At 63.5% G+C, this 13,026-nt stretch carries 13 protein-coding genes; 10 read left to right on the plus strand and 3 right to left on the minus strand.

Annotated elements, in window-relative coordinates; translation table 11 throughout:
* Window positions 1-8: 8 nt before the first annotated feature.
* From IBJ82_RS32565 to IBJ82_RS32585, 5 genes are all read left to right on the plus strand, one after another.
* Window positions 9-668, plus strand: a complete 660-nt coding sequence (locus tag IBJ82_RS32565; RefSeq protein WP_194829816.1) for a TetR/AcrR family transcriptional regulator — start codon at window positions 9-11, stop codon at window positions 666-668.
* Between the two features lie 151 nt (window positions 669-819).
* Window positions 820-1,572 (plus strand): SDR family NAD(P)-dependent oxidoreductase, encoded by a 753-nt coding sequence (locus IBJ82_RS32570; protein WP_194829817.1) that lies wholly within the window; start codon window positions 820-822, stop codon window positions 1,570-1,572.
* A 117-nt stretch (window positions 1,573-1,689) separates the two neighbouring features.
* Window positions 1,690-3,213 (plus strand): long-chain fatty acid--CoA ligase, encoded by a 1,524-nt coding sequence (locus IBJ82_RS32575; RefSeq protein WP_194829818.1) that lies wholly within the window; start codon window positions 1,690-1,692, stop codon window positions 3,211-3,213.
* A 252-nt stretch (window positions 3,214-3,465) separates the two neighbouring features.
* Entirely contained in the window at window positions 3,466-4,194 is a 729-nt protein-coding gene (locus IBJ82_RS32580) for a hypothetical protein (RefSeq protein ID WP_194829819.1), read from the plus strand.
* Between the two features lie 152 nt (window positions 4,195-4,346).
* The gene (locus IBJ82_RS32585; protein ID WP_194829820.1) at window positions 4,347-5,237 is read left to right on the plus strand and encodes an IclR family transcriptional regulator; all 891 of its coding nucleotides are present in this window, start codon (window positions 4,347-4,349) and stop codon (window positions 5,235-5,237) included.
* A 115-nt stretch (window positions 5,238-5,352) separates the two neighbouring features.
* Here IBJ82_RS32585 and IBJ82_RS32590 read toward each other — a convergent pair whose 3' ends face one another.
* The 3 genes from IBJ82_RS32590 to IBJ82_RS32600 are packed head-to-tail and all read right to left on the minus strand — an operon-like array spanning window position 5,353 to window position 7,839.
* Entirely contained in the window at window positions 5,353-6,957 is a 1,605-nt protein-coding gene (locus tag IBJ82_RS32590) for an FAD-binding protein (protein WP_194829821.1), read from the minus strand.
* A gap of 27 nt (window positions 6,958-6,984) precedes the next feature.
* A complete protein-coding gene (locus IBJ82_RS32595; RefSeq protein ID WP_194829822.1) occupies window positions 6,985-7,251 on the minus strand; it encodes a cytochrome C oxidase subunit IV family protein in 267 nt (88 codons plus the stop codon).
* A 3-nt stretch (window positions 7,252-7,254) separates the two neighbouring features.
* Window positions 7,255-7,839, minus strand: a complete 585-nt coding sequence (locus IBJ82_RS32600; protein WP_194829823.1) for a cytochrome c oxidase subunit 3 — start codon at window positions 7,837-7,839, stop codon at window positions 7,255-7,257.
* 311 nt (window positions 7,840-8,150) lie between these two features.
* Between IBJ82_RS32600 and IBJ82_RS32605 the strand changes: the two genes are divergently transcribed.
* The 5 genes from IBJ82_RS32605 (at window position 8,151) to IBJ82_RS32625 (ending at window position 13,011) form a co-directional block, all read left to right on the plus strand.
* A complete protein-coding gene (locus IBJ82_RS32605; RefSeq protein ID WP_194829824.1) occupies window positions 8,151-9,074 on the plus strand; it encodes an IclR family transcriptional regulator in 924 nt (307 codons plus the stop codon).
* 124 nt (window positions 9,075-9,198) lie between these two features.
* Window positions 9,199-10,200, plus strand: a complete 1,002-nt coding sequence (locus IBJ82_RS32610) for a VOC family protein (protein WP_194829825.1) — start codon at window positions 9,199-9,201, stop codon at window positions 10,198-10,200.
* Window positions 10,197-11,084: an alpha/beta fold hydrolase gene (locus IBJ82_RS32615; RefSeq protein WP_194829826.1), complete on the plus strand. Its 888-nt coding sequence runs from the start codon at window positions 10,197-10,199 to the stop codon at window positions 11,082-11,084. Before IBJ82_RS32610 ends, IBJ82_RS32615 begins: the two co-directional genes overlap by 4 nt.
* 117 nt (window positions 11,085-11,201) lie before the next feature.
* Window positions 11,202-12,383 (plus strand): hydroxylase, encoded by a 1,182-nt coding sequence (locus IBJ82_RS32620; RefSeq protein WP_194829827.1) that lies wholly within the window; start codon window positions 11,202-11,204, stop codon window positions 12,381-12,383.
* 37 nt (window positions 12,384-12,420) lie between these two features.
* Window positions 12,421-13,011 (plus strand): flavin reductase family protein, encoded by a 591-nt coding sequence (locus IBJ82_RS32625; protein ID WP_194829828.1) that lies wholly within the window; start codon window positions 12,421-12,423, stop codon window positions 13,009-13,011.
* The last annotated feature ends 15 nt before the right edge of the window (window positions 13,012-13,026 follow it).

Here is a 13,026-nt window from a genome sequence, read left to right on the forward strand (position 1 = left end):
GGGGTCAGATGGCGCGACCACCAGGGCATGGACCGGCGTACGAGATCAAACGGCAGGAGATCATCGATACTGCCGCAGCGCTGTTCGCCGCGAAAGGGTACGCGGCGACGGGGATTACCGAGATAGGTGACACCGTTGGCTTGGCCAAGGGCGCGCTGTATTACTACATCAAGTCGAAGGAGAACCTCCTGGTCGAGATCCAGGAGCGAGTGCTGAGCCCGCTGCTGGAGTCGGCAAGGCGGATCCAGGACTTGGAGGCGCCGTCAGTGGTCAAGCTGCGGCTGCTGTCGGAAGAGCTGCTGAACGTCATTTTCGAACGCCTGGACCATATTTGGGTCTACGAGCACGACTACCGCCAGCTCACGGGAGACAATCTCACGAGAATGCTTGATCGGCGTGAGGAGTTCGAGGGAATCGTTCGCTCGATGCTGGTCGCGGCGATGGCGGAGGGCACGTTCCGGCAGTCGGACCCGACATTGGCGATGCTTCAGTTCCTGAATATGCACAACCGCACCTACCAGTGGGTCAAGCCGAACGCACGCTGGGACGCTGAGTATCTGTCCCGGACTTACTGTCGCACGTTGTTCAACGGATTCGCTGAGGGGCAGTGTGATCTGGATGCGCTGGAGACCGATGTCGCGGCCTACCGGATGACGACCAGTAGCTGACCTCGGCCGGATCGAACGGGCGACGACGGATGCCTCGGTGCGTACGCACCGAGGCATCCGTCGTCTTGGTCGGCCTTGACAGGTCGGCGTAAATGGTTTCTTATACCGATTGTTCTAATTTATTCGTCCGAGTGAGTGCAGAGGTGGATTGATGGGCGCGAGGCTCGAAGGAAAAACGGTAGTCGTGACCGGTGCTGCCGGCGCGCTCGGTTCGGCGGTGGCGCAGCGCTGTGCGGGTGAGGGAGTGGCACACCTCGTGCTCGCCGATCTGCGGGTCGATGCGGTGGAGTCGATCGCGGAACAGCTGCGTGGCGCGGGGGTCGATGTGTCCGTCGAGCCGCTCGATGTCGCCAACGGCGATCGATTCGACGAACTCGTGCGAGATGCCGTGACGCGATACGGCACGGTGGACGTGCTGGTCAACACCGCCGGGATCGTGTCGCCGAACGCGCGGATCCACCATCTGTCCACCGAGGATTGGGAACGGACGATGACGGTCAATCTGACCGGTACGTTCCATGGAATCCGTGCGGTCGCGCGGGCGATGCGCAAGCGGGGGAGTGTCTCGATTGTGAATATCGCGTCGGTGAGTGGTCTGACTGCCTGGGCTTACGCGGCTCCCTACTGTGCGTCGAAGGCGGGCGTGATCCAGCTGACGAAAGTGGCGGCGGTCGAGTACGCCAAGGAAGGTATCCGGGTCAACACCGTCTGCCCGGGAACTTTTCCGACAGCACTGCATGAAACGCTGCCGGAGGCGGCAATGCGGGCCATCGAGGACAAGCATCCGCTGGGGCTCGGTGCGCCCGAGGATCTCACGGGCGCGGTCGTCTACCTCGCGAGTGATGAATCCCGCTGGGTTACCGGCCACTCGCTGGTGGTCGACGGTGGCTACTCGCTGCCGTGAGGGTGGGCGGCGCGGCCGCGATTGGGTGGTTGTAAGCTGCCCCACAGTTTACTAGTCTGATCGGTACAGAAAATCTCTCGAGGCTTGTTCCTCCTCAGCAACTGCGAGGCTCCGCGAATGTTCAATTTCGCTTCCGTGCTAGACCGCAACGCGCACCGTTACGCCGATCGGATCGCGCTGTCCGAAGGTGACCGTGAGCTGACCTACGCCGAGGTACATACTCGGGTGAACGCACTCTCGGTTGTCCTGCGTGATCTCGGTGTCACCGAAGGGCAGATCATCGCGGTGCTGCTCTACAATCGAGTCGAGTTCGTCGAGACCATGTTGGCGGCCAATCGAATCGGCGCGGCCATCCTGCCGCTGAACTATCGGCTGTCGCCGGCCGAATGGCAGTACATCCTCGAGCATTCCGAGGCCGTGGCCATCGTGACCGAGTCCGAGTTCACCAGCGGCGTCGACGACCTCGTGTCGAGCCTGCCGCGGCTCGAGCGCAAGATCACGCTGGACGCTGCCCCCGATGCGTCGTGGCTGGAATTCGATGCGCTGGTGGATTCGCGTGCCGGTGCTTCGACCCCGGTTCACGATGTGACGGCTGACGCGCTGCAACGACTGATGTATACGTCGGGAACGACGTCGCGCCCCAAGGGCGTGATGATCTCCCACGGAAACCTGATCTGGAAGAACCTGGCCCATCTGCTCGAGTTCGGGCTGACCGCGCAGGACAACACTCTGATCTGTGGCCCGCTGTACCACGTCGGAGGCATGGACCTGCCCGGCATTGCCACGCTGCATGCCGGTGGCCGGTTGAGTCTGGTCCGCCGTTTCGGCGCCGAGGCCGTCATCGATGCCATCGAGGCGCTGCGGCCGACCAATGTCTGGCTCGCTCCATCGATGATGAATGCTCTGCTCCAGTTGCCCGATGTGGCCGAGCGTGACACCTCATCGATCCGGTTCATCACAGGTGGCGGCGAGAAGATGCCGATTCCCTTGCTCGACCGGATTGCCGCGGCCTTCCCGCAGGCGTGGTTCGCCGATGCCTACGGGCTAACCGAGACGGTGTCGGGCGATACCGTCAACGACGCGGAACACATGCGGACAAAAGTCGGATCGGTCGGGCGCCCGGTCGCACACGTGAACATCGCGATCGTTGACGATGAGGGCTTTTCGGTGCCTGCCGGCGAGCTCGGCGAGATCGTTGTTCGGGGGCCCAAGGTCATGTCCGGATACTGGCGTGACGAAGAAGCGACCCGTGCCGCGCTGCGCGACGGCTGGTTCCACACCGGTGATATCGGCCGGCTGGACGAAGACGGCTACCTCTTCATCGAGGACCGTAAGAAGGACATGATCGTCTCGGGCGGTGAGAACATCGCGACACCCGAAGTCGAACGTGTGCTGTATGAGAACCCTGACGTCGTGGAAGCCGCGGTGGTCGGTATTCCGCACCCCCGCTGGGGCGAGGTGCCGAAGGCGTATGTCGTCCTCCGGGCGGACAGCGCCCTCGATGCCGCAGGACTGCAGGAATTCTGTCGTGCACGGCTTGCGAAATACAAGGTTCCCGCGGAAATCCAGTGTGTTGAAGCTCTGCCGCGGACTCCGTCGGGCAAGGTTCTCAAAAGAGTGTTGAGGGACATTGGTTCCTGAATATTCGCAGTAATGCTGCACTGCCTCGGCCGTGTCGGCAGTCGGTACGGGCTAGATGAAACCTCTCGACCGTGTGGCAGCGCCACACGGTCGAGTTTCTTTTGTGCCGGGTATGCGATCAGCTCGGCAGGAGAGTGTCCCGATCAGTGGAAAGGTTTACATGCCACGGAATGTCGTTGATCACACTGGGAGAGCTCTCGTTGTGAACGAGATGTTCGTTGGTGATGAGGACGAGGTCGAAGGAGATCCGTGATGGACAAAGGACTCGAACTGAAACTGCAACGGTGGTCGGCATGGAGTGGGTTCCTGCTCTTGGCCGCATTCATCGTTGCGTTCACGATGGGCAAGCTGATGCCGCCCTGGGACCCGAATCTGGGTGCTGACGGCGTCGTGGAGATGCTGGTCGACAATCGGACCGCTATCTTGCTGGCTGTCGTCATCATGGTTCTTGCCGTGCCCTTCGAATACCCCTTCGTTGTGGTCACCAGCTTGCAGCTGCGCCGTATCGAAGGCGGCTGGGGCATCATTTCGATGATCCAGCTGCTGACCGGCGTCGTCGCGCCGATCGGCTTCTTCTTCCCACTGGCGATCATGGCCGCCGCGGCCTACCGTCCCGAAGCGCACTCGCCCGATGTACTGCTGGCGCTCACTGACGTCTTCTGGCTGATGCTGGTCGGCAACGCGTGTATCTTCGTGCTCCAGGTGTGGTCGATCGGATTCGGCGCGCTCATCGACAAGCGGGCGAAGCCGGTGTTTCCGCGCTGGTTCGCCTACCTGAATTTCTTGCTCGGCTTCCTGCTGATCCCGGGTGCTTTCGTGTTCCTGTTCAAGACCGGTCCGCTGGCCTGGAACGGCCTGTTCGCCTTCTGGATCCCGTCGATGGTGTACTTCGTGTGGAAGATCGCCACTCCCTGGCTGCTACTGAAGGCGGTCGAGTCCGAGGCCGAGGAAGTTGCGGCTGCGTCGCCGGCAGCTTCCTGAGCAGCGGTTTCGCTGTGACCCAGACCCGTGGCCAGTGGCCACGGGTCTCAGGTCGTCAAAATTAGACCGACTTTTCGATAAAACTGCTGTCGACGCCTCGCGTGGTCGCTACACTGGCCGGTGTAGTCCACGTCACAAAAGGAGGCGCTGGCATGACCTCAGTGCTGAGTCCAGATGCTGTCGCTATCGGTCACACCGACATCCCGCCGTCGATGGTCGAGCGAATGACGCTGATCATGGATGCGTTCGGAGATTCCCAGTCGCGATTGACCCTGGAGCAGGTCACTGTCGCCACCGCATTGCCGAGATCGACGACACATCGCATTCTCGATCAGCTGGTCAAGCTGAATTGGCTCGAACACATGGGCCGTGACTACGGCCTCGGGCCTCGCGCGCTCGGTCTCGGTGGCCGGGACGTGGGGCACAATTCTCTTCGAGTTGCCGCGTTTCCCGTGCTGCATGCTTTGGCTTTGCGCACCGAAATGGTGGTGCATCTCGCTGTGCTCGACGGTACCGACACCTACTACCTCGACAAGTTCGGCGGCAGAGCCGCAGTGGACGTTCCGTCGCGAGTAGGTGGTCGCGCGCCCGCGCACTGTACCGCGGCGGGCAAGGCGATGCTGGCATGGTTGTCGCCCGAGCAGATCGATCAGCGATTCCGCGGCCCGCTCACCCGGCGGACCGCGCGCAGCATCACTGATCTGCGTGTGTTGCATCAGGAGCTGGGCCGGATACGCTCGCGCAACGGTCTCGCATTCGAGCAGGCCGAATGCTACGTCAACATCGCCTGTGTCGGGTCGGCGATTCGCGGGGTGCCGGGTCTGCATGCGGCGATCTCGGTGGTAGGAAGTACGCGCACCGCCATGGATCGTCTTGCACCGCTGGTGGTGAACACTGCAGCGGCGATCTCCCAACGCTTGTCCGCTGACGAGCCGACGAAATCCGTACGAGTTCACGATACTTCGGCATCGGCTCGGGATGCATGGCTCAGCGGTGCGTTCGGTCAGCTGGTCGCTATGGGAGATCGCGGCGAATGGTTCTGAGATCGTCCGCGTCGCGATAGTGTTCGAGGTGTAAAGAAGAGCGGTCCGGAATCGAAGGATATCGATTCCGGACCGCCTTTCCTGGTCGGCTTCGAGTCGCTGAATTTTCGGGGGATTACGCCCCTTCACCGGCCATATCGAGCGCGGCCAGATAGGAGAATGCCAGCGAGGATCCGATCGGCGTGCCTGCACCGGGGTAAACCCGGCCGGACATAGCAGCCATCGTATTGCCCGCTGCGTACAGTCCCTGGATCAGTGAACCATCCGGTCGCAGTACCCGCGCCTGTGCGTCGGTGGTCAGACCGCCCTTGGTGCCGATGTCGGACAACACCACGGTGGCACAGTAATAAGGCGGCTGATCGATCGGGATCAGCAGCGGGTTGGGCAAATCGGTCTCGATCGTCTTGATGAAGTTGAGCGCGGGGCCAGCCGGAAATCCCACGACGTGGTGGAACATCTGGTCCCAGGGAGTTTCGCCGCGCTGGAACTTCTCGTCGATTCCCTTCTCCCCATAGGTGTTGAATTCTTCGATGGAGGCCCGCAGACCGTCGGCCGGAACGCCGATGAGTTCGGCCAGTTCTTCGATGGTGTCGGCTTTGCGCAGGGCACCCGATGTGTACCAGGCCTCGGGGACCGGCAGTTCGGGGTCGCCGCCGAAGCTGTCGCGATCGATGACACGCTGATCGAAGACCCAGTACGCAGGCACATGGGCGACACCATCGGCGTTGAACAGCCGCGCCATCTCGTGGCCTGCCCGGTCGTAGGGCATGCTCTCGTTGAGGAACCGTTCGCCGGCGCCGTTGACCCAGATGCCCCCGCGGATGCCGGTCTGGAAGATCGGCTTACCGTCCGGCTGCATCAGGCCGGGAACGAACCATGCCTCATCGAGGAGGTCGGTGCCCGCACCGGCGGCGACACCTGCGGTGATGGCGTCGCCAGTGTTGAGCGGGGCGCCGTTGGACCACTCACCGGTCAGCGGAACCGAGCCGTGCTCCGCCCGCATTTCGGCGTTGCGCTCGAATCCTCCCGCGGCAAGCAGAACGCCGCGGCGCGCTCGCAGCGCGATTTGTTCGCCATCACGGATGGCTTCGATTCCGACGACCTTGCCGTCTTCGACGATCAGGTTCTCCAGCGCAGTCTCCAACAGGTACGAGCCGTTGCCGGTCGCCATGAATGCCTTCAGCGCGCGACCCACGAGCGCCCGGCCGCCGATGAGTGCTGGGCCGGGATCGATGCCGAACCGTTCGGACGGAATCTGGGTGCGGACGAGCGCGGCGAGCTCACCCATTTCCTCGACAGTGATCTCGGCGGGGAATACGGTGCTTCCCGCGGCCGTGGCACCGGGCCTGCCGTGGAAGTAGTCGGGGACCGGACCGTAGGTGAACGCGCCGAAGGCCGCGTTGCGCTCTAGCTCCTCGATCAGCTGTGCGCCTGCACTGAGGTAGGCGTCTTGCAGCGGGATCCGGGCATCGTCGGCGACGATGTCGCGCAGGTAGGTACGCGCGTCTTCGGTGTTGTCGCCGATCCCGGCGCGCTGCAGCGGCGCGGAACCCGGGAACCACGCTCCGCCGCCGGAGTAGGCGGTGGTACCACCGAACAGCGGGGTCTTCTCTACGACCAGCGTGCGCAGGCCCCGTGATGCGGCCGCATATGCGCCGACCAAGGCGCCTGCCCCGGATCCCACCACGATGACGTCATAAGTGTCCTCAGACGTTGGCATTCGTATCTCCTTGTCCTTCATTGATATTCAGAGCCAGATGTAGATTCCGGTGAGCGCGGCCCACAGCACGACGCAGAAGACTTCGACCCCGGCCCGCATGGGCGGTGGGGCATGCCGAAGCTCCATGAAATCGAGCGCGACGAGGCGGATCTTGATCGTCGCGAGGCCGAGGACAACCGCCGCCGCCGCAGTGCCGCCGCTTTCGATCGAGAAAATGGGCGCCGCGAGGGTCAGCGTCAGCAGGATCAGCCAGGTGACCGTGGCGCGGGTGAACAGAAGTTCTCGTACGGTCATCGATCAGCCCACCAGGTAGAGCAAAGGGAACAACATCATCCACAGCAGGTCGACCAGGTGCCAGAAACAGGCGCCGGCTTCGAACACCACCCTGCGGGTACCGGTGAACTCGACCTCGCGACGTGCGTGCGCGGTCAGCGCTGCGAGTACCGCGACGCCGACCAGTAGGTGGAACAGATGCATCCCCGTGAGGATGAAGAAGTAGTTGTAGTAGCTGTTCGCCTCGGGACCGTGTCCGGCACCGATCAGATGGCTGTATTCCACGATCTTCAGAACGGCGAACAGCAAACCGCAGGCGGCCGCGGCAGCGAACATCCGAGCGGCCACTCGGCGAGCATCCACGCGGATCGCACCGAGGCCGAGGACAACCAGCATCGAACTGACCAGCAGTACCACCGTGTTCGTGAGGCCGATGGTCAAGCCCAGCGTGTGCCGTGAACTCGAGAACAGCTCCCGGTCCTCCGCTCGCGCGACCAGAAAGGCACCGAAACACACGGTGAAGATCACCATGTCGCCCAGCAGGAAAACCCAGATTCCGGGCTCACCCGGAATCCGGTAGGTCTGGGTTGATGAGCTCTCGCTTGACATTCGGTGGCTTGGTGCACCGGCAGACGGATCCGGCGGCGACTCGACGCCTGCCTGATGTGACATCACCGATCTCCTTCGGTTGTTGCTTGTACCCCCCAGTGACCTGGGTCACGGCGGGTGGCCACCTCATGTTGACGGTTGCGGATCCTTAATATCCGAACTCCTTCCGCTCAGTGGGATGGATCTGCGGATATCGCCTGGGTAGCTCCCGTAGACTCTCGTGAAAGGGTGCACTTAATACGGCCGCTGAACGTCTTCGCAGCACAAAGAGGTGTCGCCCGATACGGCAGTAGTGCACAAGGAGGACGCACATGGCTGAGGCACCAGCGAGCATGTTCGATCGCGTGGTCGTGATCCTGGGAATCTTCGAGCGCGCATCGGGGTCGCTCACGCTCGGTCAAGTGAGCGTGCGCAGCGGGCTGCCGCGCTCGTCGGCCCACCGGATCCTGCAGCAGTTGGTGAACGTCCGCTGGCTGGAGCGGGTCGACAACGAGTACACGCTCGGCTTGCGGATGTTCGAGCTGGGGAGTCTCGTCCCGCAACGCGCACGTATCGGTGATGTCGCCCGCCCCTTTATCCACGAGCTGTATTCCCGTACCGGCAATGTCGTTCATCTGGCGATGCTGGATGGCGGGGATGTGGTCTACCTCGACAAACTCGGTGGCGCGTCCGCGAATGCGCTGCCGTCTCGGGTCGGCGGGCGCCTGCCCGCGCACTGCACCGCGGTGGGAAAAGTGTTGCTCGCCTACTCTCCTCGATCGGTCATCGAGAGGTACTTGGCCAATGGGCTCCGCGGCCGCACCACGGCCAGCATCGCCACAGAGCGGGCGCTGGAGACGGCGCTGCAGGAGATCCGGAATTGCGGGTACGCGATGGAATCGGACGAAGCAGTGCCCGGTGTCGGTTGTATCGCCGCGCCCATCTTCGAATTCGGCAGTGTCGTGGCGGCGGTCTCGGTGAGTGGCAATCGACAGGTGCCGCGTGCGGAGGAGATGAAGCACCGGGTGATGTGGGCGGCAGCGGAGATCTCGCGCAGGTCCGCGGTCGCTCCGCGTCCGGGAGCTATGGGAAATCTGAGTGCGATGTTTGTGGCCGACCTGCCAACCGTCCCGTCGGTGGCCGCCGGTGAAGGAGATATGGCGCACGGCGATGACGAGGCGCCGGGTAGTCCCCGCCGCGCCGCTCTTGCAGGTCCCGTGCCCGCACCGTCGCTCCGGCAGCCCATGGGCGCATGATCCGCGACGGGCGGCCGGTGGTGGTGTCCAGATCACTGTCCCGGTGTGTGGGAAGCCTGACCTGTGGCCGCACACACAAATCTAGCGTTCGACGTAGCAAGAACAATTCGAAGGAGAGCCCCGAATGACCCGTTCTCACGACTACAACCCAGGGCCGCAGATCGCCCACGCCGCGGGCATCAATCTCGGTACCCCGAACCTCGAGCGCTCGCTCTGGTTCTACCGTGATCTGCTGGGTATGGAGGTCGTTGCACAATCCGACGGCGTCGCCTACCTGCGTGGCTACCAAGAGCTCGTGCATCACTCACTGGTGCTCACTCAGCAGGACGAAGCCCGGGTCAACACCTACAGTTTCCGGGTCAAGCGGCCCGAGGACGTCGAGCTGTTCCATCAGCAGCTGACCGCCTCCGAGGTCGAGACCCTCGAGCTGCCCTCCGGTCACGAAACCGGCCGTGGCACCGCCATTCGATTCCTGGTTCCCGGCAGCGAACACCCGATCGAGCTGTACTACGACATCGATCACCCGACCGCGCCCGACGAGCTGCGCTCTAAGCTGCCGACCAACAGCTCCCGCCGCCGTGGCTGGGGCGTGCGCCGCCTGGATCACCTGAATGTGCAGACCAGCGGGAGTACGGTCAACCAGGCCGAGCAGTGGCTGCGTGAGGCGCTGGGCTTCAAGCGCCGCGAATTCGCGATGATCCCGCAGGCGCCGGAGACGCTGATGGCGTCGTGGCTGTCGGTGACCCATCAGTCGCACGACATCGCGATCGGCGTGAGTCCGACCGACGACAACGGCCGATTCCACCACGTCGCGTTCAACATCGAGAACTACGCCGACATTCTCCGGATCGCCGACGAGATCAAGGACATCGACATCGAGTTCGGTGCCGGCCCCGGCAAACACGGCATCGGCCAGGCGATGTACCTCTACATTCACGACCCGGGCTCCGGTCACCGCGTCGAGTTGTACTCCGGTGGTTACGACATCATGGACCCGGACTTCAAAGAGATCGAGTGGAAGCTCCCCGAGCTGGAATACGGCCAGACCTGGTACGGCAACCTGCTCGACGTCGGGCCCGGCGCGAAGTTCCTCGAGACCATGCCGTCGGCAGGGCTGAAGGCATGACCGCGGTGGCGCCCGCCGGCATCGACTTCGAATCGACCCGGCGCACCGCCGATGTCGACGGGCTTTCCTTCGCCTACCACGAAGCGGGTACCGGGGAACCGTTGATTCTGCTGCACGGATCAGGCCTCGGTGTGAGTGCCTGGGCGAACTTCGGTGCCAATCTGCCGGTCTTCGCGGAGCGCTTCCGCACGGTGATGCCCGACCTGCCGGGATTCGGTGGTACGGCACTGCCCCAGCTGACCGAGATGTATTTCGTCGATGCGGCCCGCCGGATCGCCGGACTGATGGATCAGCTCGGCATCGAGTCGGCGGGATTCGTTGGCAACTCGATGGGCGGTGCGGTCGCCGCTGAACTGGCAGCGCTTGAACCCGGCCGTGTCCGGCGGCTGATCACCCTCGGCTCGGGTGGACTGTCTGTGCCGGTCTTCGGTGCCGATCCCAGCGAGGGGTTCAAGCGGCTGTTCGAATTCCTCGGCGATCCGACCAGGGAACGCCTGGTCGAATGGTTGAAGGTGATGGTCTACGACCAGAGCTTGCTGACCGAGGAGCTGATCGAAGAGCGGCTGCACAACACCCTCGCCGACGGTGCGCTCGACCGTGCCAGGGCCGTGTTCGGTTCTCTGGTCAATCCCGCACTGCAGCAGTCGTATACGCCGCTGTGGACCAGAGCTGGCTCGTTCATCACTCCCACGCTGATGTTGTGGGGACGCGACGACCGGATGCTTCCGTACGACCAGGCCCATGTCGCCAACCGCATGGTGCCCGAGATCGAACTGCACACCTTCGCGCGCTGCGGGCACTGGGTCCAGGTCGAGCGCAAGGTCGAATTCGAGCGCATCGCCACCGAATTCCTGACCAGGGAAACCTTGCCGGAGAAGGCCTGATGTCTCGCCGAGCGGAACTCCGCGATGCGCCGATCTCGGGAACCGAGCTGTGACAAATCATGAAATCCGCCGTGACAGCGGCGGTCTCAACTCATCTGAATGTAGGAGGTGTGCGTCGTGGCACACGAAGTAGTCAACCGCATCGAGGAGCTCGGCGCCGACCTCGCCGGCCTCGCCGAAGAGAACGAGTCACTCGGAAAACTCAGCGACAAGACCGCCGAGCTGCTGCGTACCGCCGGGGTTATCAGGCTCTTGCAGCCGACCGATTTCGGCGGCTACGGCGCACATCCGCGTGACTTCGCCGAAGCCGTGATGGCCGTGGCGAAATACGACGGTGCCGCGGGCTGGGTATGTGGCGTGGTGGGCGTGCACCCGTGGGAGCTGGCCCAGATGGATCGTCGCGTGTCGGAGGAGGTCTGGGGCGACGACCCGGATACCTGGATCGCCTCGCCGTACATGCCCAACGGTATCGCCGACCCGACCGATGGTGGCTTCACCCTCAGCGGCCGGTGGCCGTTCTCGTCAGGCTCGGATCACTGCGACTGGAACTTCCTGGGTGCATTCACCGGTGATGGCAAGGGCAACATGGCGATGCCGCCCTCGGTGATGCACGTGCTGGTGCCGCGTACGGACGCGCCGATCCTGCAGGACACCTGGGACGTAGTCGGTCTGTCCGGCACGGGTAGCAAGGATGTCGTCGTCGACAAAGCGTTCCTCCCTGACTACCGGACCGTGAATCAGACCGACGTGCAGCTCGGCACCGCGGCCGCGCACAACGGTCGTACCGAAACGTTGTACAAGCTGCCGTTCACCTCGATGTTCCCGCTGGGTATCACCTCGGCCGTCATCGGCATCTGCGAGGGTGCGCTGGCACTGCATCTGAGCCAGCAGCGTGAGCGGGTCGCCGTGACCGGCGTCCAGGTCAAGGACGATCCCTACGTGCTGTTCGCTGCGGGTGAGGCGGCCTCGGAGATCAATGCCTCCCGGGTGCAGCTGATCGAGGGCATCAGCCGCCTCTACGACAAGGTCGACGCCGGTGGCGAGGTGACGCTCGAAGATCGCTCCAGCGTGCGTCGCAACCAGGTTCGTTGTGCGTGGCGTGCCGTCGCTGCATTGGATGAGATCTTCGCCAGGTCCGGTGGCAATGCCACCCGCCGCGACAATCCGTTGCAGCGATACTGGCGCGATGCGCACGCCGGTCTGGGGCACATGATCCATGTGCCGGGTGTGGCCTACCACGCCAACGCGCTGGCGTCGATGGGTCTGGATCTGCCGCCCGCGATGCAGACCCTGATCTGACCGACCGACGGTGTAAGAAATGACGGAGGAGGGACCGATGAGCAACGCAGCACAGTTGAGCGCCGGAGGTAAGGCGGCCGGTACGCCGGTTCCCTCCTCCGCTCCGTCCGAGGTCGGCATCCATAGCCGCCAGTTCCGTACGGTGCTCGGGCACTTTCCCACAAGCGTGGTTGCTATCACCACGCTTGCCGAGGGAGGACAACCGCGAGGAATGGTGGTCGGCACCTTCGCCTCGGTATCGATGGAACCACCGCTGGTGTCGTTCCTGGTGGACCGGTCGTCGTCGACATTGCCCACGATCCGGTCCAGCGGGACGTTCTGCGCGAATGCGCTGGCCGGTGATCAGGAGCCGGTGTCACGCCGCTTCGCCACCCGCGGAGTCGACCGATTCGCCGATCTGGACTGGTCCGCCGCCCCGTCGGGCAACCCAGTTTTGAGCGGCGTGGTCGCCTGGGTGGATTGTGGACTCGAGCAGGTCATCGAGATCGGTGACCACGATCTGGTCATCGGCCGGGTACGTGAGCTGCGAGTGGAGTCACCGAAGTCGCCGCTGCTCTTCTTTCGTGGCAACTACGGCGACTACCTCGCCTCGGCCGCGCTGTTGCTGGACCGGCTGACCGGCTGGTAGCGGTGTGTCCGCCTA

The sequence above is a fragment of the Nocardia sp. XZ_19_231 genome, from assembly GCF_015355705.1.
Taxonomy (GTDB): Bacteria; Actinomycetota; Actinomycetes; order Mycobacteriales; family Mycobacteriaceae; genus Nocardia; species Nocardia salmonicida.

What these genes read in the sequence shown, in the direction of transcription:
- IBJ82_RS32595 (WP_194829822.1), bottom strand. Translation starts at nt 7,251, where the DNA reads ATGACCGTACGAGAACTTCTGTTCACCCGCGCCACGGTCACCTGGCTG.
- IBJ82_RS32600 (WP_194829823.1), bottom strand. Translation starts at nt 7,839, where the DNA reads ATGTCAAGCGAGAGCTCATCAACCCAGACCTACCGGATTCCGGGTGAG.
- IBJ82_RS32585 (WP_194829820.1), top strand. Translation starts at nt 4,347, where the DNA reads ATGACCTCAGTGCTGAGTCCAGATGCTGTCGCTATCGGTCACACCGAC.
- IBJ82_RS32625 (WP_194829828.1), top strand. Translation starts at nt 12,421, where the DNA reads ATGAGCAACGCAGCACAGTTGAGCGCCGGAGGTAAGGCGGCCGGTACG.
- IBJ82_RS32570 (WP_194829817.1), top strand. Translation starts at nt 820, where the DNA reads ATGGGCGCGAGGCTCGAAGGAAAAACGGTAGTCGTGACCGGTGCTGCC.
- IBJ82_RS32590 (WP_194829821.1), bottom strand. Translation starts at nt 6,957, where the DNA reads ATGCCAACGTCTGAGGACACTTATGACGTCATCGTGGTGGGATCCGGG.
- IBJ82_RS32605 (WP_194829824.1), top strand. Translation starts at nt 8,151, where the DNA reads ATGGCTGAGGCACCAGCGAGCATGTTCGATCGCGTGGTCGTGATCCTG.
- IBJ82_RS32575 (WP_194829818.1), top strand. Translation starts at nt 1,690, where the DNA reads ATGTTCAATTTCGCTTCCGTGCTAGACCGCAACGCGCACCGTTACGCC.
- IBJ82_RS32610 (WP_194829825.1), top strand. Translation starts at nt 9,199, where the DNA reads ATGACCCGTTCTCACGACTACAACCCAGGGCCGCAGATCGCCCACGCC.
- IBJ82_RS32565 (WP_194829816.1), top strand. Translation starts at nt 9, where the DNA reads ATGGCGCGACCACCAGGGCATGGACCGGCGTACGAGATCAAACGGCAG.
- IBJ82_RS32580 (WP_194829819.1), top strand. Translation starts at nt 3,466, where the DNA reads ATGGACAAAGGACTCGAACTGAAACTGCAACGGTGGTCGGCATGGAGT.
- IBJ82_RS32615 (WP_194829826.1), top strand. Translation starts at nt 10,197, where the DNA reads ATGACCGCGGTGGCGCCCGCCGGCATCGACTTCGAATCGACCCGGCGC.